Raw genomic sequence first — 21,429 nt, forward strand, 5'->3', positions numbered from 1 at the left:
TTGTGAGGCGTGTCCGGCAGCAGTAGGTTTAAGGAATCTGCTGCCGGAGAAATGACCATGCCCGAGTACAAAGCTCCTCTGCGCGACATGCGCTTTCTGATCGACCACGTCTTCGATTTTCACAGCAACTACGAGGCGCTGGGTGCCACCGAGGCCAGCCCGGACATGGTCAATGCGATCCTCGAAGAAGGTGCGAAATTCTGCGAGAACGTGCTGGCACCGCTCAATCGCAGCGGCGACGAAGAAGGCTGCCATTTTGACAATGGCGTGGTGACAACGCCTGCAGGCTTCAAGCAAGCCTTCGCGCAATACGTGGACGGTGGCTGGCATGGTCTGGCGGCTGATCCCGCTTACGGCGGCCAAGGCTTGCCGAGTTCTCTGGGGCTGGTCATCAGCGAGATGGTCGGGTCCAGCAACACCTCTTGGGGGATGTACCCGGGCCTGACGCACGGCGCGATGTCGGCGATCCATGCTCACGGCACCGAGGAACAAAAGCAGACCTACCTGAGCAAACTCACCGCTGGCCAATGGACCGGCACCATGTGCCTGACCGAAGCCCATTGCGGCACCGACCTGGGCATCATCAAGACCCGCGCCGTGCCTGCAGCGGACGGCAGCTACGCGATCTCCGGCAGCAAGATCTTCATTTCCGCCGGCGAACACGACATGAGTGACAACATCATTCACCTGGTGCTGGCGAAACTGCCGGATGCTCCTGCAGGAACCAAGGGCATTTCGTTGTTCATCGTTCCCAAATTCCTACCCAATGCAGAAGGCGAAGCAGGAGAGCGCAACGGCGTTTCCTGCGGCTCGATCGAGCACAAGATGGGCATCAAGGCTTCGGCCACCTGCGTGCTGAACTTCGACGAGGCCAAGGGCTTCCTGATCGGTGAACCGAACAAGGGCCTGAACTGCATGTTCACCATGATGAACCATGCGCGCCTTGGCACCGGGATGCAGGGTTTGTGTCTGGGCGAAGCGAGCTTCCAGGGCGCGATCAAGTACGCCAACGATCGTCTGCAGATGCGCTCGCTGACCGGCCCGAAAGCGCCGGAAAAAGCCGCCGATCCGATCATCGTTCACCCTGATGTGCGCCGGATGTTGCTGACCATGAAAGCCTTCAACGAAGGCAATCGTGCGTTGACGTACTTCACCGCGCAATTACTGGACGCTGCGCACCTGAGCCCGGATGAAACCGCGCGGCAGGACGCCGAAGACCTGTTGGCCTTCCTGACGCCGATCTGCAAAGCCTTCATGACCGACACCGGGCTGGAAGTGACCAACCTCGGCATGCAAGTGTTTGGCGGTCATGGGTTCATTCGTGAGTGGGGCATGGAGCAACTGGTTCGCGATTGCCGGATCGCACCGATCTACGAAGGCACCAACGGCATTCAGGCGCTGGATTTACTGGGGCGCAAAGTGCTCGGCAGTCAAGGCAAGCTGCTGCGCGGCTTTACCAAAATCGTCCACAGGTTTTGCGCGGCGAACGCCGGGCATCCGCAACTGGCCAGTTATGTGGCGCAACTCAATGGGTTGAATCAGCAGTGGGGCGAGCTGACCACCCAGGTCGGCATGGCTGCGATGAAGAATCCGGACGAAGTGGGCGCCGCGTCAGTGGATTACCTGATGTACAGCGGTTACATCATCCTTGGCTATTTGTGGCTGCGCATGGCTCTGGTGGCTCAGTCACAACTGGATGCGGGCAGCGGCGATGCCGATTACTGCCGGGCCAAACTGGCGACCAGCGAGTTTTACTTCAAGCGCTTGCTCCCGCGCACCGCCGCTCATCGCGCGGCCATTGAAGCGGGTAGCGATTGCCTGATGAAGCTGCCGGCGGAGTTGTTTGCGCTGTAGTTATTCAGTCACGCTTGACGGAAGCCCGCCTCGTGCGGGCTTTTTTGTTGATGACTAAAAATTACAAAAGGGTCACTAGCTGACCCTATGTGTCGCAAAAGTTGTTGGGTTACACTCGGACCCCACGAAAACATTCTTCCTACGAATCACCTGTAAAGATCCTGCGAGGTTTGCCATGGCTGACTACAAAGCGCCCCTGCGCGATATGCGCTTCGTCCTCAATGAAGTTTTCGAGGTCGCCAAACTCTGGGCCGAGTTGCCTGCGCTGGCCGAGACCGTCGATGCGGAAACCGTTGAAGCCATTCTTGAAGAAGCCGGCAAGGTCACCAGCAAAAGCATCGCGCCCCTGAGCCGTTCGGCTGATGAAGAAGGTTGCCATTGGGCGGACGGTGCTGTCACCACGCCGGCAGGTTTCCCACAGGCTTATCAGACTTATGCCGAAGGCGGTTGGGTGGGTGTCGGTGGCGATCCGACCTACGGCGGCATGGGCATGCCCAAGGCGGTTTCGGCTCAGGTCGAAGAAATGGTCAACTCCGCGAGCCTGTCCTTCGGTCTGTACCCGATGCTGACTGCCGGCGCCTGCCTGTCGATCAACGCGCACGCCAGCGAAGAACTGAAAGCCGCGTACCTGCCGAACATGTACGCCGGCGTCTGGGCCGGTTCGATGTGCCTGACCGAGCCGCACGCCGGCACTGACCTGGGGATCATCCGCACCAAGGCCGAACCTCAGGCCGACGGTTCCTACAAAGTCAGCGGCACCAAGATTTTCATCACCGGCGGCGAACACGACCTGACCGAGAACATCATCCATCTGGTGCTGGCCAAGTTACCGGATGCGCCAGCGGGGCCGAAAGGCATTTCGCTGTTCCTGGTGCCGAAGTTCATGGTCAATGCCGATGGCAGCCTGGGCGCGCGCAACCCGGCGACCTGCGGTTCGATCGAACACAAGATGGGCATTCAGGCGTCCGCAACCTGCGTGATGAACTTCGACGAAGCCGTGGGCTATCTTGTCGGCGAGCCGAACAAAGGCCTGGCGGCGATGTTCACCATGATGAACTACGAACGTCTGGGCGTCGGCATTCAGGGCCTGGCCTCTGGCGAGCGCTCTTACCAGAACGCCATCGAATACGCCCGCGACCGTCTGCAAAGCCGCTCGCCGACGGGCGCGCAGAACAAGGACAAAGTGGCGGACCCGATCATCGTCCACCCGGACGTGCGTCGCATGCTGCTGACCATGAAAGCCTCGAACGAAGGCGGCCGTGCGTTCTCGACGTACGTGGCCATGCAACTGGACACCGCCAAGTTCAGCGAAGACGCCACCACCCGCAAACGCGCGGAAGACCTGGTGGCGCTGCTGACCCCGGTGGCCAAGGCGTTCCTGACGGACCTCGGTCTGGAGACCACCATTCACGGCCAGCAGGTGTTCGGCGGCCACGGTTACATTCGTGAATGGGGCCAGGAGCAACTGGTCCGCGACGTGCGCATCACCCAGATCTACGAAGGCACCAACGGCATTCAGGCGCTGGACTTGGTCGGACGCAAAATCGTCGGCAGCGGCGGGACGTTCTACAACCTGTTTGCCGACGAGATCCGTCATTTCACCGCGACGGCCAGCGCTGACCTGGCCGAGTTCACCAAGCCGCTGAACGATGCCGTGACCACCCTCGACGAATTGACCGCATGGTTGCTGGACCGGGCAAAAAACAACCCGAACGAAATCGGCGCGGCCTCGGTAGAGTACCTGCAAACCTTCGGTTATGTGGCCTACGCCTACATGTGGGCACTGATGGCCAAGGCGGCCTCGGGCAAAGAAGCGCAGGACGATTTCTACGCGAGCAAGCTGGGTACCGCGCGGTTCTATTTCGCACGCCTGCTGCCGCGTATTCACTCGTTGAGCGCGTCGGTGAAGGCCGGGAGCGAATCGTTGTTCCTGCTGGACGCAGCGCAGTTCTGACAATGTGACGTCATGTAAGTATTTGCTTACATGACGTGCTGCTTTTCTCCCATAGATGCAGATTGGATCCACAGCTAATCTACTTCTCATGGACGTCGCGCAGGAAGCGCAAAGCAACAACACGGACACGTAGGATTCTGCCAGGACGGCGGAGTGAAATGGATGTCAGGGAAACAGTCTGCAAAGCCCCGCTTCGGCGGGGTTTTCTTTTGTCCGCAGAAAAGTAGTCAGCTCAACCCATCCAGGGTTGCCGAGCGCTCATCCGGTCCATTCATCACCTCTTCCAGCAAGGTTCGCAATAAGGCCAGCGAGGCTTGTTGCCGCTGCACATCCCGACACACCAACCCGACTTTCAGTGGCACCCGCGGTTCAGTCAGCGGTTTCCAGAGCAGTTCATGGTTGTCGAGCGCTTTCTGCGAGCGCCCCGGAAGCACGGTCGCGAGCCGGGTATGGGGCAGACTGTCGAGAATCCCCGCCATATTGTTCAGTTCCGCCTGCACCTGCGGGCGCCGCCCCAGGTTGGCCAGTTGCGTCTGCCAGATCTGTCGCACCTGAAACTCTTCACCCAGCAGCAACATCGGCAACTCGGCAGCCTGACTCATGGAGACTTTCTTGAATTCGCGCAACGGGTGATCCGCCGGGATGACGAGCGTCAGTTCATCTTCGTACAGCATCACGCCGTGCAACCCTGGCTGTCGGGGCGGCAGGTAACTGATGCCGATGTCCAGAGCGCCGTTGAGCAGCCGCCGCTCGATCTCCAACCCGGTCAGTTCATAGATTTGCACCACCAGGTGCGGCTGCGCCTTGCGCAGGCGTTCGAGCATTTGCGGCACGAGACTGGTGTGGACGGTTTGCAACACGCCAATGGCCAGCGTGCGCAGCGCTTGTCCCTTGAAATTGCCCAGCGCTTCACGTGCCCGTTGCAAACCATCCAGCAAGGGCAAGGCGTGGTTGTACAACGTGTGGGCGGCCAGGGTAGGCAGCAGGCGTTTACTGCTGCGCTCGAACAGACTGACATCAAGGTTTTGTTCGAGGTGGCGGATCTGTTGGGACAGGGCAGGCTGAGAGATCGAAAGTCGCTCGGCGGCCCGGCCGACATGGCCCTCTTCGTAGACCGCGACGAAATAACGCAGTTGTTTGAAATCCATAAGATTTGCTTATCGAAAATACTGGGAAATCGAAATGGCTCACGGCCTTGTCTGAGCCTAGTCTAACCGCATTCACAAGGCTTACAGGGCCATAGAGCGCGATGAATACCGTTTATGCCGAGGTTGTTTGCATAGGTAAGGCAAAAAATCTCAACCGAGGTTTTTTCCGATGAACTTGTTCAATTTACGGCGAAGCGCTCCCAGCCTTGATGATCTGGCCGCGGACAGTTTCCTGCCGGCCAGCAGTGACAATCTTTCCAGCGAGTACCTGATGCCCAGTGTCGAGCGGCCGAAACAGATTTTTGTGCGCGGCCAGGGCTCCTGGTTGTGGGACAGCGATGACCGTGCCTATCTGGATTTTTCACAGGGTGGCGGGGCCAATAGCCTCGGACATAGCCCTTCTGTACTGGTCAATGCGATTACGGCGCAGGCTCAGTCACTGATCAATCCCGGTTTCGGCCTGCATAACCGCGGCATGCTCAACCTCGCCGAGCGGCTCTGCATGAGCACCGGCAGTGATCAGGCGTACCTGCTCAACAGTGGCAGCGAAGCCTGTGAAGCGGCGATCAAGCTGGCGCGCAAATGGGGTCAGCGTCATCGCGGTGGTGCTTCGCGGATCATCGTGGCCAGGCAGGGATGCCATGGCCGTAGTCTCGGGACGATTCCAGCGTCGGACAGTTCCACGCTGACCAACCGCTTCGAACCGCAACTCCCCGGCTTCAGCCACGTGCCGTTCAACGATCTTGCAGCCTTGAATGCAGCGGTTGATGCCCGGACCGTGGCAATCATGCTCGAACCGATTCAGAGCGAAGCCGGGGTGATCCCTGCCACCGAGCTTTACCTCGAGGGTGTCGAACGCCTGTGTCGTGAGCTCGGCATTCTGTTGATCTTCGACGAAGTGCAGACCGGTGTCGGTCGCCTCGGGACATTGCTCGCGGAACAACGCTACGGTGTGCGGGCAGATATCGTTGTCCTTGGCAAAGGGCTGGGCGGGGGTGTGCCTCTGGCGGCGCTGCTGGCTCGAGGCAAGGCCTGCTGTTTCGATGTCGGCGAGCTGACGGGCACCCATCATGGCAACGCGCTGATGACCGCTGCGGGTCTGGCTGTACTCGATAACGTGCAGGACAAGGGTTTTCTCGAGCATGTCCGGGAAACCGGCCAGCACTTGCGCGAAGGCCTGGCGCGTCTGGCTCATCGCTATGGTCATGGCGAACTGCGCGGTCAGGGATTGCTCTGGGGTCTTACGCTGTCCGAAGATTCGGCTGCCGCCGTCGTCAAAGCAGCGCTGTACGAGGGCTTGTTGCTCGACGCCCCACAAGCCGACTGCCTGCGCTTCACTCCGGCGCTCACGGTCAGCAAGGCCAATGTCGACGAAATGCTCCTGCGCCTGGCCCGCGCCTTTTCCCGGGTGCGTACCGCACAACTGCAATGCCGCAAAGGGATTGCCGTCTGATCACAACCGCCCTACACGAATTCCCGAACCGTCTCGCGGTATAACGCATCGCCCCACGTTTGATTCTTTTGACGTGGGGCGTTTTTTTGTTCGCAGATTCATTTGGATATCGGTATTCAGCCAGTATTCGCACTGAACCCTGACGAACGGTGTTGGTCGATTAGCAGTAAGGCTCACATGAGCCCTCTTCAAATCAGGAGCTGCCCCATGGATTTCATTCGCATCATCATCGCCATTCTATTGCCGCCACTGGGTGTGTTTCTGCAGGTCGGTTTCGCCGGCGCGTTCTGGCTGAATATTCTGCTGACGTTGTGCGGTTACATTCCTGGGATCGTGCATGCGGTCTACATCATCGCCAAACGTTGAGTTTCACGGTGTCAGATAGATCGCTTTCGCCGGCAAGCCAGCTCCTGCAGGGATTTCACCGATCCTGTAGGCGGCGGCTTGCCGGCGATTGAAGCGACCCGGTTTCAGCTTTCCAGCGCCATCACCCGCCGATAAAACAACCATTCCTGCTCCAGCGCGTGGGCCTGATTGCCGGCCTTGCGGAAGCCATGACGTTCGTCTGCGTAATAATGTGCTTCAACCAGAATGCCGTTTTGCTGCAGCGCCTCGACCATGTCGCGGGTCTGTTGCGGCACGACCACGGCGTCCAGTTCGCCCTGAAAGAAAATCACTGGCACGCTGATGTTGCTCGCATGCTGCAATGGCGTGCGCGCGGCATAGCGCTCGGCATCCTGTTCAGGATCACCAATCAGCCAATCCAGATAATCGCCTTCAAACTTGTGGGTCGCGCGGCCCAGTGCGACAGGATCGCTGACGCCGTAGAGGCTGGCGCCCGCGCGGAAGACCTGCTGAAACGCCAGCGCACACAGCGTGGTATAGCCGCCGGCACTGCCACCGCGAACAAACGCCTGGTCGCCGTCGATCAGTCCGCGCACGGCGAGATGGCCGACCACCGCGCAGGCGTCCTCCACATCCACCTCACCCCAACTCAAATGCAGCGCCTGGCGGTAAGCGCGGCCGTAGCCGCTGCTGCCACGGTAGTTGAGGTCGGCCACGGCGAAGCCGCGTTGCGTCCAGTACTGAATGCGCGGATCGAGCATCGGGTAACACGCCGATGTCGGGCCCCCGTGGATGAACACCACCAACGGCGGCTTTGTGTCGCCAGTCATCGCCGGGTAGAAAAAACCGTGAGCCTCGCCTGAACCGCTCGGGTAGCGCAGGGTTTGCGGGACGCTGATTTGCCCGGCGGGCAACGGTGCCATTCCCCCGGCCAACACCTTGACCTGTCGGGTTTTTCGGTCGATGGCGATCACGGCGGACGAACTGACTGGCGAGGCAGCGATGCAGTAGATGAATTGGTCATCCAGTGCGAGGTGTCGGAAACGGCTGTAGTCCCCGGTGAAATCTTCTGTAGTGTCACCACCAATGCCCAGTCGACCGAATCCGTCTTCGGTCCAACTGGCCAGATAGCTGTTTTCACTCAACGGCAGCCACGTACAACCACCCAACTGCCAAGGCGCGGGCCCATGATCAGCCGCAGCGCTGGGCAGCGGACGCAAAGCATTGGAAGACTCGACCCACGGCTGCCAGTAGCCGCCACGATCCGTCAGACAATACAGACGACCACTGTCATCGAATCGCGGTTGTTGCAGCGACTCCTGAACATCATCGCCCGCCACACAGCGGACTTGAGCGAAACGGCTGTCGTCCTGGCGGTCGGCAACCATCAGGCGAGTCGCGGTCCATGGCTGGTCCGGGCGACTCCACTCGACCCAGGCCAACCGTTGAGCGTCAGGGCTCAACGTCGGCGCGGCATAAAAGTCCGCACCTTCGACCAGCAGGTGACGCGCGCCGTCCGCCAGATCGATGGCCACCAGGCGATGCCGGTCTCGATGTTCTTCAACGGCCAACACTTGCCCGTTGGCAAATTGCAGATCGCCGTAGCGGCATTCACCGGATGTCAGCACTTCGGGCGTTTCGCCTGTCAGCGACTGGCGGTACAGCTGCTGATCCGCCTCGTTGACGAAAACCACCCCGTCATCTGTCAGGCAAAACGCCCCACCACCATATTCGTACACCCGACTGCGCACACTAAAACCCGTTGGCGTCAGGCAATGTGCCTGACCATCCCGCCAATGCCAGATGCGGCAAGCGGCGTCCTCGGGGCGGTATTCATTCCAGAACAGGCCATGCCTGCCAACCTGCAATTCGGCAAAGTCGACCCCGGCAGCGACCGCTTTGGCAGCGCTGAAAGGTTCAGCTTTTGGCGATGATTCGTGAGTTTCGTTCATTGCGAAAGGCCAGTTGTTCGATGGTCTGGGTCGCGTGCTCGGCTTCTTCGCGGGCCTTGAGAATCACGCCGTGATGTTCCGATTTGCTGCATACCGGGTCGGCATTGCTCGCGTCACCTGTGAGCATGAACGCCTGGCAGCGGCAGCCGCCAAAGTCCTTCTCTTTTTCGTCGCACGAGCGGCACGGCTCGGGCATCCAGTCGTAGCCGCGAAAGCGGTTGAAGCCAAATGAGTCGTACCAGATGTGCTGCATGCTGTGGTCACGCACGTTGGGAAACTGCACCGGCATCTGTCGGGCGCCATGACAGGGCAGGGCGGTTCCGTCCGGGGTCACTGTCAGAAAAATACTGCCCCAGCCATTCATACAGGCTTTCGGGCGTTCTTCGTAGTAGTCCGGCGTGACGAAAATCAGCTTGCACGGATGCCCTTCGGCTTCGAGTCTGGCGCGGTATTCGTTGGTGATGCGTTCGGCACGGACCAGTTGTTCCTTGGTCGGCAACAGTCCGACCCGATTGAGCTGCGCCCAACCGTAAAACTGGCAAGTGGCGAGTTCGACGAAGTCCGCCTCAAGGGCAATGCACAGCTCGATGATCCGGTCGATCTTGTCGATGTTGTGCCGGTGAGTGACGAAATTCAGCACCATCGGATAGCCGTGAGCCTTTACTGCGCGAGCCATTTCCAGCTTCTGCGCGAAGGCCTTTTTCGAGCCGGCCAGTAAGTTGTTCACTTGCTCGTCACTGGCCTGGAAGCTGATCTGGATGTGGTCCAGACCGGCTTTCTTGAAGTCGCTGATTTTCTGCTCGGTGAGGCCGATGCCGGAGGTGATCAGGTTGGTGTAGAAACCCAACTTGCGCGCTTCGGCAATCAGCTCGGCGAGGTCCTGGCGCACCAGCGGTTCGCCGCCAGAAAAGCCCAGCTGCGCGGCGCCCATTTCCCGCGCTTCGCGGAACACCTTGATCCACTGCTCGGTGCTCAGCTCTTTGCCCTGCTCGGCGAAGTCCAGCGGATTGGAGCAGTAGGGACATTGCAGCGGGCAGCGATAGGTCAGCTCGGCCAGCAGCCACAGCGGCAGACCGATTTCCGGTTTGGGCGGTAACTTGTCCGACACGGAATCAGGCAAGTTCGATCCAGTGCTGAGCACGGGCGACCTCCATGAACTGCTCGATGTCATCACCGAGCTCCGGCACGCCGGGGAACTGCGCGTCCAGTTCGGCGATGATCGCCGCGACATCGCGTTCGCCGTCGATCAAACCACCGATCAGCGCGGCGCTTTCATTGAGTTTGATCATGCCTTCCGGGTAGAGCAGCACATGGCCTTTCTGCGCCGGTTCGTACTGAAAGCGGTAGCCGGGACGCCAGGTCGGGGTCTTGCTGCGATCGAAACTCATAAGGTGATTCCTTTGTGCCAGACCCGTTGCTCGGTCACGCTGTGATACGGCGGGCGTTTCAGTTCGTAGGCCATGCTCATGGCATCGAGCATGCTCCAAAGTATGTCCAGTTTGAACTGGAGAATTTCCAGCATGCGCTCCTGGCCTTCCCGCGTCGTGTAGTGCTGCAACGTGATCGCCAGACCATGTTCCACATCGCGCCGCGCCTGGCCCAGTCGGGTGCGGAAATACTCATAGCCGGCCGGGTCGATCCACGGGTAATGCTGCGGCCAGCTGTCGAGACGCGATTGGTGGATCTGCGGCGCGAACAGCTCGGTAAGCGAGCTGCTGGCGGCTTCCTGCCAATTGGCCCGGCGGGCGAAGTTGACGTAGGCGTCCACGGCGAAACGTACGCCGGGCAGCACCAGTTCCTGGGAGCGCAGTTGGTCCGGGTCGAGGCCGACGGCTTGACCCAGACGCAGCCAGGCTTCGATGCCGCCGTCTTCACCGGGGGCGCCGTCATGGTCCAGCAGACGTTGAATCCACTCGCGACGGATCTCGCGGTCCGGGCAATTGGCCAGGATGGCGGCGTCCTTCAGGGGGATGTTCACCTGATAGTAAAACCGGTTGGCAACCCAACCCTGGATCTGCTCGCGGGTCGCCCGACCTTCATACATCGCCACGTGGTACGGGTGATGGATGTGGTAGTAGGCGCCCTTGGCGCGCAGGGCCGCTTCGAATTCGGTGGGGGACAGTGGGGTGTCAGTCATTTCGGTTCTCCGGGGAAGACCGGTGGATTCTTTAGTGTCTGGACCGGCCTCATCGCCAGCAGGCCGGCTCCCACAGTTGATCGCATTCCCCTGTGGGAGCCAGCCTGCTGGCGATAGACCGCGCAGCGGTCTCGATGCCCTACAACACAATACTCATGCCGTCATACGCCACTTCAACATCGCGCCGAACCAGCTCGGCACGCTCCGGCGAATCCTCATCGAGGATCGGGTTGGTATTGTTGATATGGATAAGCACCTTGCGCTGCCTGGGCAGTTTTTCCAGCACTTCCAGCATGCCGCCGGGGCCGTTTTGCGCCAGGTGACCCATTTCCCGGCCAGTTCGAGTGCCGACGCCACGGCGCTGCATTTCGTCATCGTCCCACATCGTGCCGTCCACCAGCAGGCAGTCGCTGCCGGCCATGATCTCCAGCAGCGGTGCGTCGACCTTGCCCAGGCCCGGCGCGTAGAACAGCTTGCCGCCGGTGTTCAGGTCTTCGACGATCAGTCCGATGTTGTCGCCCGGATGCGGGTCGAAGCGGTGCGGCGAGTAAGGCGGCGCAGCGCTGCGCAGTGGCAACGGGGTGAAGCGCAGACTCGGGCACGCCGGGATGGTGAAGCTGCAGTCGAGTTCGATGCGGTTCCAGTTCAGCCCGCCGTTCCAGTGGGTCAGCATGGTGAACAGCGGGAAACCGGTGCTCAGGTCTTCATGGACCATGTCCGTGCACCAGACGTTGTGCGGGCAACCCTCGCGCAGGCTGAGCAGGCCGGTGGTGTGATCAATCTGGCTGTCCATCAGGATGATCGCGCTGATGCCGGTATCGCGCAGGGCGCGCCCCGGTTGCATCGGGGTGAAACTCTGGAGCTGGGCACGGATGTCCGGCGAGGCATTGCACAGTACCCAGTTCACGCCATCATCAGAAATCGCGATGGACGACTGGGTCCGCGCCTTGGCGTTCAGGCTCCCGTCGCGAAAACCCGCGCAGTTCACGCAGTTGCAGTTCCACTGCGGGAAACCGCCGCCGGCGGCGGAACCTAGAATCTGGACAAACATGGCCGCTCCATCAATTTCAACGCTGAAAATAAAAACGCCTCGGCAAACCGAGGCGCTGAACTGCAAGACAAACTTAGCGGCTTGCGAAGTACATGGTGACTTCAAAGCCGATACGCAGGTCGGTGTAAGCAGGTTTGGACCAGGACATGGGAGCGCTCCTTCAGGTGATGGGACAGTTGAGATCTATACATATAGTCCACCTCCAGCCGGAGATGTTCAGATAGTTAGGTGGCTATGTTACTCAAAATTACAGAGCGAAAGGCCTGCATTCTCGGAAAAAGCTAATTGCACCAGCGGTAATGATCATTTTGTCACTTGCCAAGGCGCTTCCGTTTCCGAACTGCTGGCCAGGCAGCGCCAGCCACCCTCGGCGTTGTTCAGTCGATGGGCGGCGGCGATCAGCGCGGGGCGGTCGGTGGCCAGAATCGACAAGGTCAGCTGCGTCAGGTAATCCGACGAGCGGCCTGCCAGCTTGCCTTGCCAGAGCAGTTCGGCAGCCTGGGCCAAGGGTAAGGCCGCGATGTCGAATTGATCGGCCAACACCTGGCGCTGGGCGATGAAAGCCGCCTCGTCGATCCCCTCGACCAATCCGGGCAGGTCGCTCAGGAAGCATTCCATGTGTTCCAGCAACTTCAATGGCGAGGTGCCCGGAGACTGCACGCCCAGCAGGATTCCGGTCTGCCCATGGATCTGACGCAGTGCGCTGAACACCGCGTAACCCAATTGCAGCTCCACGCGCAGGCGCTGATAGATCGGCGTCTGACAGACAAGCGCCAACAAACGCCAGGCGGCTTCATCGCCGATGTCCTGGGTAGCCGTCGGACAGAACAGCAACAACGCGTGTTCGCTGGAGTCGCTGTCGAGCGTTGTCCAGAGGCGCTGTGAGTTGATCGAGATCGGCGTGGACGGTTGGGTGTCCGCAACGCCTGGCACCCGGCTCAGGGCCAGGCCCATTGCTGCTTGAGTGGGTGCTGAAAGGCCTGTCGCCAGACCTTCCCAGCGCGCACTTGACCATAGCCGCTGCAGGTCTGCAGAGACCTCGCTGTGTTCAAGAAGAAGATTGGGCAACGCCTTGAGCAGTTGTTTGATCGGGATCAGCGCAGGGCTTCTCGATTCTTCCTGTGAGAAATCGCTGGCAGGTTGTGTCAGCTCTTTCAGTGCATGTTCGAGAACGCTCGGCATCGGTTCCTGCAGTCCGGTCACCTTCAGCAGCCATTCGTTGCCCGACGCGCTGAAGGAAAAATCGACACCTGCCTGGCGTGCATCCTCGCGCAGTGGCTGCAGGTTGTTTTCCAGGCGCAGCTGAAGGCGGGGATGAGGTTCGGCCTCGAGCCGCCAGCGCAAATAAATTGCGCCTTCCGCGGTGTTATCCGGCAAGGCCTGGCTGAACTGCATGGGAGAATGTTCACGACGGCTGCGTGAACGGTCCTGGGCGAATGTGCGCAAGCCACGGTGCTTGCTGGTTTGCCCGCGGATCAGTCCGGCGTTTTGGGGCGGCGCTTCGGTGCGCAAGAATGGATTCGGTGCTGGTAGTTGCCATTCACCGCTGAAGTTATCCACAGCGCCGATTTTCTTCAGGATGCCCTTGAGCGCTGCAACGCCGTGCTCGGACAGGCTGGTTTCCAACTTCTCGCTGTCGAGTCGGGCGAGTTGCAGCGCGCTGCTGACGTGTTGCTGACGCTGAATCACGACCGCGTACTCTTCACGCAGAGCGGCCCAGTCTTGCTGCGAGGCAAAAAAGCCCAGCCAATCCAGCAGCTTCTCGTGCAGGACGCTCGCCGGCGCGGTTGTTGTGAATTCAACGTTCAGCACGGCTTGTCCGGCAAATTGGTACAGCGGCTCGGCGTTCAAGTGCTCAGCCAAACCACGTGCGCGCAATTCGGCCAGCAGCCCGCCGGGCTTCGAAGCGTTCAAACAATGGCACAGAAACGCCAAGGCTTCGGTCGATGAAGTGGGCAGCGATTCGAAGGTAAACAGCAGATCAAGCCTGCGCTCGTTCACCTGTTGATAACTTGCCTCCGAAGATTCCATTAGCGGCACAGGAGCCTGTTGCGGGACGACTGCTCCCATGGGAATCGCCGCGCCGAAACTCAGCGCCATTTGCTTGAGCTCTTCGATACTTTGCGGGCCGGCCAGGCTCAGCGTCATCTGCCCGGTCTGATAAAACCGTTGATGGAAATCTTTCAACGCATTCTGAAATTCTGGCTTCGGCACCGGCAGGCTGTCGCGGTTGCCGGCATGAAAGCCGCGCAACGGATGAGTCGGTGAAAGTCCATCGAACAGCGCCTGGCGTTGTTGCGCCGTCGCGTCCTGCGACCAGGCGACAAACTCTGCCTGCAACACTTCCCGTTCCCGCTGCTGATCTTCCGGATTCATGCGCGGATGAGCGAGCATGTCCGACAGACGTTCCAGCCCACCGCTAAACGCCTGTAGCGGCAGTTCGAAAAAGAAGTCCGTGGTGCGCTCGCTGGTCCGTGCATTCACCTGCCCGCCGTGACCTTGCACGTAGGCCATCAGGCCTTGTTCGGCAGGAAAACGTGCGGTACCGAGAAACAACAGATGCTCAAGAAAATGCGCCAGGCCGGGCCATGCCAGCGGCACGTCGTGACTGCCTGCAGCGACCCGTAACGCGGCCGCACAACGCTTCAGATTCGGGGCATGACGCAGCGTCACCCGCAGACCGTTGGCCAGGGTTTCAGTGTGAGGGCGAGGGGGATTCAGCGCAGGCATGAGCACTTCCAGAACAGGGAAGCGCTAATGCTAGCGGATAACGGTCGATCAGCGCTTGTTAAGCTCGCCGTAAAGCTCCGGGCGGCGATCGAGGAAGTAGCGATTGGCGGCGCGGGAATCGACCATCAACTGACGATCCAGCTCACCGACAATCAGCGCTTCATCAAGGCCCGCCTGAGCGATGCGGCTGCCATCCGGTGCGGCGATGCTGCTTTGGCCGCAGTAGTGGATGTCGCCTTCGTTTCCGCAGTAATTGGCATACGCCACGTAACACTGGTTTTCGAAGGCGCGGGCGCGCACGGTGACGTCGGCGACGAAGTCGTAAGGAATCATGTTCGCTGTCGGTACCAGAATCAGCTCGGCGCCGGCCAGGGCCAGCCGCCGCGCATTTTCCGGAAACTCAACGTCGTAGCAGATCAGGAAACCCAGCTTCCAGCCGTTGAGCTCCACCAGCGGAAAATCACCCTGCCCGGCGCTGAACATCGAGTGATCGAGGTCGCCGTACAGGTGAGTCTTGCGGTAGTTACACAGGCGCTCACCGTTGGCGTCGATCAATTGCACTGCGTTGTAGATCTGCCCGTCCGCCGTGCGCTCGGGATAGCCGTACAAAATGGCAATCCCTGCCGTTTTGGCAATGCGCGCGATCTGCTGTGCCGACTCACCGTTGTGCACCTCCGCCAGGACGCTGACGGCATCGACGCCGATGTTGTAACCGGTCAAAAACATCTCCGGCAGCACCAGCAAGTCGGCACCTTTGGCCTCCAGCGCCAGTTGATGCAGGCGTTGCAGGTTGCCGGCGACGTCCAGGGGCAGCGGCGGACATTGGTAAAGGGCTACGCGCATGTGGAACTCCTTTTACTCGGGCAGGGCGATCGGACCGATCTCGTTGAACACATCTCCTGGACCCGGGTTCTCGGCGTGAGTTTCACCGCCGAAGTGTTTCATGATGCCCCACACCGCATTGAGCGAGGTCTGCACCGCGCCTTCGACCCACGCCGGCGTCCACGAAACGTCGTCGCCGGCGATGAAAATCCCGCGTTGTTCGGCCGGCATGTCGTCCTGCATGAAGTGAGCATACATGCGCTGGTTATAGCGATAGTGGCCGGGCAGTGCGCCTTTGAAAGCCCCGAGGAAATGCGGGTCGGCTTCCCACGATACGGTGATCGGATCGCCGATGATTCGCGCCGCAATATCGACTTTCGGGTAGATCTTTTTCAGCGCGTTCAAGGCCAGTTCGACGCGTTTTTCCACCGGGTGCGGCAGCATTTTCAGCGCGTCACTCATCCACGAGTACGACAGGCAAATCACCCCGGGCTTGTCGTCACCGTTGTCGAACAGGTAAGTGCCACGGGTCAGGCGATCGGTGAGGGTCATGCTCATCAGGTCGCGACCTGTTTCCGGATCCTTGTCTTTCCAGAACGGGCGGTCGACCATCACGAAGGTTTTCGACGACTGCATGTAGCGGGTGCGGTCGAGGGCCATCCACATCTTTTGCGAGAACAGGGTTTCGTCGCATTCGATCTGCGTGGTCAGCAGCCAGCTCTGACAGGTAGTCAGTACTGCGGCGTACTCGCGGGTGTCGCCGTTGTTATCGGTGACCGCAAAACGACCGTCCGGGGCGTGAGCGATTTTTTTAACCCCGGAGCGTGGTGCGCCTCGGTGCAGCGACTTGAGGCTGGTGCCTGCGGGCCAGTGCACGCAACGCTCCGGCACATGGCGCCAGATGCCTTGCGGCACTTGTTCGACGCCGCCGACGACCAGATGTTGGTGATCGTCGCAGTTGGTCATCACGACGCGGAAGATTTCCAGCATCGAGTTCGGGAAGTCCGAGTCCCAGCCGCCGGTGCCGAAACCGACCTGGCCGAACACTTCGCGGTGATGGAACGAGAGCTTGGCGAAGGCTTCCGAGGTGGCGACAAAGTCGTAGAACGTGCGGTCGTCCCACAGCGGGACCAGGGTGTTCCAGAGCTCTTTGAGACGCGGCACGTCACGGTCGCGGATCGCTTGCTGGATATCGGAGAACTGCGAGCCGGCTTCCAGGGCGTCGGCCCAGGCGTCAGCCACTTCCTGGAACAATGCAGGAAGATCGGCCAGCTTCTGTGCGTAGTGGGTTTTGCCTTCCAGGTCGATCACGGTGCTGCCAGAGGCCGGCGTCAGCGGATTGGGAAAGGGTTTGGTCTCGAGACCGAGCTTGTCGACATAGTGGTAAAACGCCGTGGACGATACCGGGAAGCGCATGCCGCCCAGTTCGGCGACGATGCCATCGGTCCCGTTGAACGCCTGGGAACGCAGGCGGCCGCCCAATTTAGAGGCTTCGTAGACGACGGGCTTGAGGCCCAGTTTCATCAGTTCATAGGCAGCGACCAATCCGGCAATGCCTGCACCGACAATCGCCACTTCGGCGCCGTGGTTGTGCTCCGGAATACTGCCGAGGCCGGCCGGGTGCTCGATCCAGTCGTCGAAGCCAAATGGAAAGTCCGGACCGAAAATGGTGACTGGTTTCTTACCGTCTGCAGGATGGCGATTGTTCTTGTTCATGGCTGACCTTGCTGGCGACCGGACGCGGGATGCGCGTCTGAGTATAGGAAAAGATGGCAGCCATTCTAGAGAGCGTAGAACACGTTAATAAGACGCAATGTGTCGTCGTTTTGCTAATTAATTGATCAAAGTGACGATCTGTGACTACACACTGGCTAATGTGGAAGCGGGCTTGCTCGCGAATGCGGTGGATCAGCCAACACTGATGTCGGCTGATCCACCGCATTCGCGAGCAAGCCCGCTCCCACAGGGAATCGCGTTTAAACCGGCTGCCCGCGATCAATCTTGCTGCTCAAAATGATCGACGTGGTCGTCTTCTCCACCCCATCCACGCTCCCGATCTGATCCAGCAACTGATCCAGCTGCTCCGGCGAATCGGTCCTTAACCACGCCACATAATCAAATTCACCACTGACCGCACACAACTGCTGCACCTGTGCCATCGCACTCAACCGCCGCAACACTTCCTTGCCCGAGCGCGGTTGCACCGTGATCCCGACGTACGCCTGCAAGCCGCCGTCCACCACCCGTTGACCCAACCTCACGCCATACCCGGTGATGACCTTGGCTTTTTCCAGCCGCGCCAGCCGTGACGTCACGGTGGTACGAGCGATGCCCAGCTGCCGGGCGAGCATGGCCACGCTTTCGCGGGCATTGAGCTGCAGGGCCGCGATCAATTGGCGGTCGATTTCGTCAAGCACAGGCGGGCGAGTGTCAGGCAAAGGTTGTCTCCAGCAACACACATCAATGGGTCCGCATGTTACAGCACCAATCGCATGCAGGATGTTTGGTCTAGCCTCAGTACCGTTCAGGCATTTTCACCTGCGAGACGGCCTACACCTGCACCGTCTACGGCAAAGTCTTCGCACTGGACACCGACACCGGCGCGCAACGCTGGAAGGGTGGACGCAAACCGTCAGGCATAGTCGAATGGGCTATCGAGGGATGTGAGGCGATGGACATGACGAACAGGATGCCTTCCGTTGTACGGGATCACGCATTACAGATCGCCCATCACGAAATGGGCCACTACGTCGTGGCCCGCGCATTGGGGTTTGCAACGGGCGGCGTGACCCTGTCGGTGACCATGGACTTGCGGCATCAAGGGGGCGCCGCCATTACACTGGCGCGCCCTATTTCGTCGATGGAAGCAATGAAAGCGCATTTGGAAGCGCGGATGATGGTCCTGTTGGCCGGCGCTATGGGGCAGACATTGTCTTCATCCGGGAAGCGCGTCGACAAGTCGAAAGCCGTAGCCATCCTGAAAGGCGCGCAGGGGGCGGAGCAGGATTACGCCAAAGTAAAAGAGTTGCAGCATTTGCTGCGCAATATCACCTGTCCCGAAACGGACCCTGCGTCCTCTGAGCGTATTGCGGCTGAACTCCAAGTGATGACTGATCGTGTGTGGGGCCGGACCCAAGAAATCGTCGAAGATCTGGCCGATACGATCACTGAATTGGGACGCGTGCTGGTCGACGGCATGGTCATCGTGGAGCAGTGGGGTAGGGCGGCGGATACGTATGAGGTGGTTTTCACGCGCGAAATGCTTGAGCGGTTGCGGCCAGTGCGGGCCATTCCAGCGTTGGGTGTCTGGGCGTAGCGCACCGGTCGATCCTGATGTGAAAGCCCCGAATTCTCGGGGCTCATTCCACGGCCAATTCGTCGCTATTTTTTGGGCTTCGCCTCGGTCCGATCGGGCACTCGCTCCAGCACCTTCACCGCATCATCAATCACTGCCTTGCTCATCGCCGTCAAATAATGCGCGGCCCAGATATGTCGGTCGGTATCGCGGTTAAAGGCAGCGTCTCTGGTCAGTTCCTTGGAAAGGAACAGAAAATCGGAGGCCATGGCTAACGCATCACTGAGGGGAACGTCTCGCGTGACATGGAACAGCGGTTGGTTCGAGCAGTAGATGAAGGGGGTGAGGCCGATGGTTTTCAGTTCTGAGGGCGGAGGTGAATCTGATTTGTTCATGGTTTATCTCCTAAGCTTGAGGAGCCGCCATGTTCGTTTCCAAGCGAATGGGTGGCGGCCGTGCGCAGGTTGGAAAACCGGGAGCCTAGGAAACCGGCACGTCCGAAGACGTCCCACGCACAGCCGCCATGACACAGGATTGCAGGCGTAAACGTCTGCGGTCATGTTGGGCACGTTGTTGTCATACGCTCGACGGGTTTCCAAGCCCGATCACTGAATGGTCAGCGACGTCCGGAGACTATCCCGTCGAAGAAAAGCGCAACAAGGCATCAAAGTGCCCAAAAAGGACGATTCGGAGTTTGCCTACAAGGTCTGCGGACGTCATCCGATATTCCGACACCAGAAGTAAACAAAAGCAGGCTCGGCGAGCGATTTCACAATTGATGAAGTGTGGGATGGGTGAGCCAAACGCATATACCCACCTTGCCTTTTTTCCTCTCGAACGATTAGAAAAACGCTGAACGCATTGCAGAAATCATTGTTAACAACTCGTGTGCATTCGTGGTGGTCAGCAAGCATCGAGCAATGATAAAACCGGCCGGGGCGTCGGGGTATCTAGTGCATGTGCTGCTGCTGAGCGTCGGTAAAACGAGCATGAGGGCTACGAGAATGGCTAAAAAATTCGCTGATTTGGTTGGAAGGCGCTCTCCTGAGTTTCAAAGGAATGTCGACGCGCTGGTTCAGAAATTGCGCGCCGAAATGCCGTTGCACGATTTTCGACAGGCTCAGGCATTGAGCCAGGAAACACTGGCCAAAACCCTGCATATCAATCAGGCGGCGATTTCGAGGATGGAGCGACGCACTGACATGTACATCAGCACGTTGCGCAACTACATACGCGCAATGGGCGGCGAACTGGAAATCATCGCGACCTTTCCTGAGGGGCAGGTAAAGATCGAAAACTTTGCAAGCTGAGCGACTTAAAAACCAGTTCTAAAAAAACCAGTCATTCAGACACGAAAAAGCCGCGCATTCAGCGCGGCTTTTTTGTTTGGTGGGCCCACACGGACTTGAACCGTGGACCAAAGGATTATGAGCCCGAATAAAAGACCAGTCTCCATTGAGAAAACCCCGTAAATCCTAGGTTTTTTCGTGCTTTTGTTCATATGTGCCGAATAGATTTACAGCTAGTGTGGACGCTTTGTGGACGGCCATCTGTACTGTCAATTGCACTCCTTTGCAAAACCTCTCACATCGTGCAATCACCGTTGCCTCATGAAGCCCCACGGTCGGCCTGGCCTGGAGCCCTGGTTGCAGTACCCACCGGGTTTGCACAAAAAACGGACACAAAGCCCGTCGGCGGGAGGGGGATAAGTGCTTTTTCGGATGTTTTTTCTTTGAGGCGGCATTTTTACGCCAGTTTCCCTCTCTTACCCAACCCGATAGGATCAGCTGACCAAGGAGTGAGTGAGCGAAGGCATGAATCTAGAGCGAATTTGGCGAAATGAGGCACGCAAAAGAAAAGCTAACGAATTCAGGAAAGACCGAGTAAACCGGAATTGGCCGATTCATGCTCAGCGGGCGGTGGATGTTTTTCGTGCGTTTGCAGTCGAGGCTAAAAAGGACAACGTCCACCTGATCGTCAGCGAACCTGAGTGGTTAGAAAAAAATAACGACTCGCCTCTTGGTAGACGAATAGGTGAGTTCGTCATCGGGGCGTCGTCGGTGAACCTACGTTTTGCCGCAAATTACACCGGCGAAGGAATGCTGACTCGGACGCCAGACGGCGAAAGCACAAAGCTCGATCTTGAGAGAGGGGCCGAGCTAATCATTCACCACTCACCGTCAGACGGTTCAATACAGGTTTTTTTTGAGTACCCTGCTTCCACTTTAGAGGAGGAGGAAAGGACCGAGCCTCTTTTGTATGCCTTCACCTACAACACAGACAGTCTGACAACTGCTTGGTTGACCTCCCTTCTTCCGCCGTTTCTGTCCTTCAATAGAGTTGGAAGCAGCCTAGAGCATCCTAGCTATCTCGATACTTGGCGAATGCGATGGTGGCGATTCATGGATATCAGAAATCGGCGTGGATACCTCGATAAATTCCATCACATTCTCACCCCTTGGGAGCTACTGCTACTGGGGGTAATCATTGCCTTCCCAGGATTTGCCTTCGTCCAATGGCTATGGGGCAAAGTGTGAGTGCTTACCGAAATTACTACTTCTTGCAGACAAAAAACCGCCTTAGTAGGGCGATTTTTTCCGCAAGCTCAGTTAGTGGCTGATCGAAGCGTGCAGATACACTCGAGTCCAGACTGGACGTCTTTTCACTAGGTCACGCCCCACCACTTCG

General features: G+C 59.0%; 19 protein-coding genes. 7 read left to right on the forward strand and 12 right to left on the reverse strand.

The genetic code is table 11. From position 1 onward, the window contains the following. The first annotated feature begins 57 nt into the window (after positions 1-57). Positions 58-1,854 carry an acyl-CoA dehydrogenase C-terminal domain-containing protein gene (locus ACM6IQ_RS26485; protein WP_031319162.1) on the forward strand — a complete coding sequence of 599 codons (1,797 nt, stop codon included), beginning with the start codon at positions 58-60 and terminating at the stop codon, positions 1,852-1,854. 175 nt (positions 1,855-2,029) lie between these two features. Beyond that, positions 2,030-3,808 (forward strand): acyl-CoA dehydrogenase C-terminal domain-containing protein, encoded by a 1,779-nt coding sequence (locus tag ACM6IQ_RS26490; RefSeq protein WP_414880215.1) that lies wholly within the window; start codon positions 2,030-2,032, stop codon positions 3,806-3,808. 227 nt (positions 3,809-4,035) lie between these two features. Here the strand turns inward: ACM6IQ_RS26490 and ACM6IQ_RS26495 are convergent, their stop codons facing one another. Then, positions 4,036-4,956, reverse strand: coding sequence for a LysR family transcriptional regulator (locus tag ACM6IQ_RS26495; RefSeq protein ID WP_017341143.1), 921 nt, complete (start codon positions 4,954-4,956; stop codon positions 4,036-4,038). A gap of 169 nt (positions 4,957-5,125) precedes the next feature. On the opposite strand from ACM6IQ_RS26495, the gene ACM6IQ_RS26500 reads away from it, so the two are divergent. Next, positions 5,126-6,409, forward strand: coding sequence for an aspartate aminotransferase family protein (locus ACM6IQ_RS26500; RefSeq protein ID WP_414880216.1), 1,284 nt, complete (start codon positions 5,126-5,128; stop codon positions 6,407-6,409). A 207-nt stretch (positions 6,410-6,616) separates the two neighbouring features. Continuing rightward, positions 6,617-6,775: a YqaE/Pmp3 family membrane protein gene (locus ACM6IQ_RS26505; protein ID WP_007904205.1), complete on the forward strand. Its 159-nt coding sequence runs from the start codon at positions 6,617-6,619 to the stop codon at positions 6,773-6,775. A 104-nt stretch (positions 6,776-6,879) separates the two neighbouring features. On the opposite strand, the gene ACM6IQ_RS26510 is transcribed toward ACM6IQ_RS26505, so the two are convergent. From ACM6IQ_RS26510 to ACM6IQ_RS26555, 10 genes are all read right to left on the reverse strand, one after another. Further along, positions 6,880-8,706 carry a S9 family peptidase gene (locus tag ACM6IQ_RS26510; protein WP_414880217.1) on the reverse strand — a complete coding sequence of 609 codons (1,827 nt, stop codon included), beginning with the start codon at positions 8,704-8,706 and terminating at the stop codon, positions 6,880-6,882. Further along, complete coding sequence (gene pqqE / locus ACM6IQ_RS26515) at positions 8,672-9,847, reverse strand: pyrroloquinoline quinone biosynthesis protein PqqE (RefSeq protein ID WP_414880218.1); 1,176 nt, start codon at positions 9,845-9,847, stop codon at positions 8,672-8,674. Before pqqE ends, ACM6IQ_RS26510 begins: the two co-directional genes overlap by 35 nt. Continuing rightward, on the reverse strand, positions 9,819-10,094 hold the full coding sequence (gene pqqD / locus ACM6IQ_RS26520) for a pyrroloquinoline quinone biosynthesis peptide chaperone PqqD (RefSeq protein WP_008024193.1): 276 nt from the start codon (positions 10,092-10,094) through the stop codon (positions 9,819-9,821). Before pqqD ends, pqqE begins: the two co-directional genes overlap by 29 nt. Further along, positions 10,091-10,843, reverse strand: coding sequence for a pyrroloquinoline-quinone synthase PqqC (gene pqqC / locus ACM6IQ_RS26525; RefSeq protein WP_414880219.1), 753 nt, complete (start codon positions 10,841-10,843; stop codon positions 10,091-10,093). Before pqqC ends, pqqD begins: the two co-directional genes overlap by 4 nt. Positions 10,844-10,982: 139 nt before the next feature. Continuing rightward, positions 10,983-11,894: a pyrroloquinoline quinone biosynthesis protein PqqB gene (pqqB, locus tag ACM6IQ_RS26530; protein ID WP_017341138.1), complete on the reverse strand. Its 912-nt coding sequence runs from the start codon at positions 11,892-11,894 to the stop codon at positions 10,983-10,985. A 73-nt stretch (positions 11,895-11,967) separates the two neighbouring features. After that, positions 11,968-12,042: a pyrroloquinoline quinone precursor peptide PqqA gene (pqqA, locus tag ACM6IQ_RS26535; protein WP_009045898.1), complete on the reverse strand. Its 75-nt coding sequence runs from the start codon at positions 12,040-12,042 to the stop codon at positions 11,968-11,970. A gap of 155 nt (positions 12,043-12,197) precedes the next feature. Then, positions 12,198-14,624 carry a pyrroloquinoline quinone biosynthesis protein PqqF gene (gene pqqF / locus ACM6IQ_RS26540; protein WP_414880220.1) on the reverse strand — a complete coding sequence of 809 codons (2,427 nt, stop codon included), beginning with the start codon at positions 14,622-14,624 and terminating at the stop codon, positions 12,198-12,200. Positions 14,625-14,672: 48 nt separating this feature from the next. Beyond that, on the reverse strand, positions 14,673-15,467 hold the full coding sequence (locus ACM6IQ_RS26545; protein WP_414880221.1) for a carbon-nitrogen hydrolase family protein: 795 nt from the start codon (positions 15,465-15,467) through the stop codon (positions 14,673-14,675). A 12-nt stretch (positions 15,468-15,479) separates the two neighbouring features. After that, entirely contained in the window at positions 15,480-17,162 is a 1,683-nt protein-coding gene (locus tag ACM6IQ_RS26550) for a flavin monoamine oxidase family protein (protein WP_017341135.1), read from the reverse strand. Between the two features lie 260 nt (positions 17,163-17,422). Beyond that, a complete protein-coding gene (locus tag ACM6IQ_RS26555) occupies positions 17,423-17,884 on the reverse strand; it encodes an Lrp/AsnC family transcriptional regulator (RefSeq protein ID WP_031319160.1) in 462 nt (153 codons plus the stop codon). A 239-nt stretch (positions 17,885-18,123) separates the two neighbouring features. Here ACM6IQ_RS26555 and ACM6IQ_RS26560 point away from each other — a divergent pair, with 239 nt between their 5' ends. Beyond that, positions 18,124-18,762 carry a peptidase M41 gene (locus ACM6IQ_RS26560; protein WP_414880268.1) on the forward strand — a complete coding sequence of 213 codons (639 nt, stop codon included), beginning with the start codon at positions 18,124-18,126 and terminating at the stop codon, positions 18,760-18,762. Between the two features lie 65 nt (positions 18,763-18,827). On the opposite strand, the gene ACM6IQ_RS26565 is transcribed toward ACM6IQ_RS26560, so the two are convergent. Continuing rightward, positions 18,828-19,136 (reverse strand): DUF3077 domain-containing protein, encoded by a 309-nt coding sequence (locus tag ACM6IQ_RS26565; protein ID WP_414880222.1) that lies wholly within the window; start codon positions 19,134-19,136, stop codon positions 18,828-18,830. A gap of 609 nt (positions 19,137-19,745) precedes the next feature. On the opposite strand from ACM6IQ_RS26565, the gene ACM6IQ_RS26570 reads away from it, so the two are divergent. Both ACM6IQ_RS26570 and ACM6IQ_RS26575 read left to right on the forward strand, forming a co-directional pair. Continuing rightward, a complete protein-coding gene (locus ACM6IQ_RS26570) occupies positions 19,746-20,051 on the forward strand; it encodes an XRE family transcriptional regulator (RefSeq protein WP_414880223.1) in 306 nt (101 codons plus the stop codon). 492 nt (positions 20,052-20,543) lie between these two features. After that, positions 20,544-21,278 carry a hypothetical protein gene (locus ACM6IQ_RS26575; protein WP_414880224.1) on the forward strand — a complete coding sequence of 245 codons (735 nt, stop codon included), beginning with the start codon at positions 20,544-20,546 and terminating at the stop codon, positions 21,276-21,278. The last annotated feature ends 151 nt before the right edge of the window (positions 21,279-21,429 follow it).

Origin of the sequence: Pseudomonas sp. IT-P100 (genome assembly GCF_949767185.1) — a bacterium.
Lineage (GTDB): Bacteria > Pseudomonadota > Gammaproteobacteria > Pseudomonadales > Pseudomonadaceae > Aquipseudomonas > Aquipseudomonas fluorescens_B.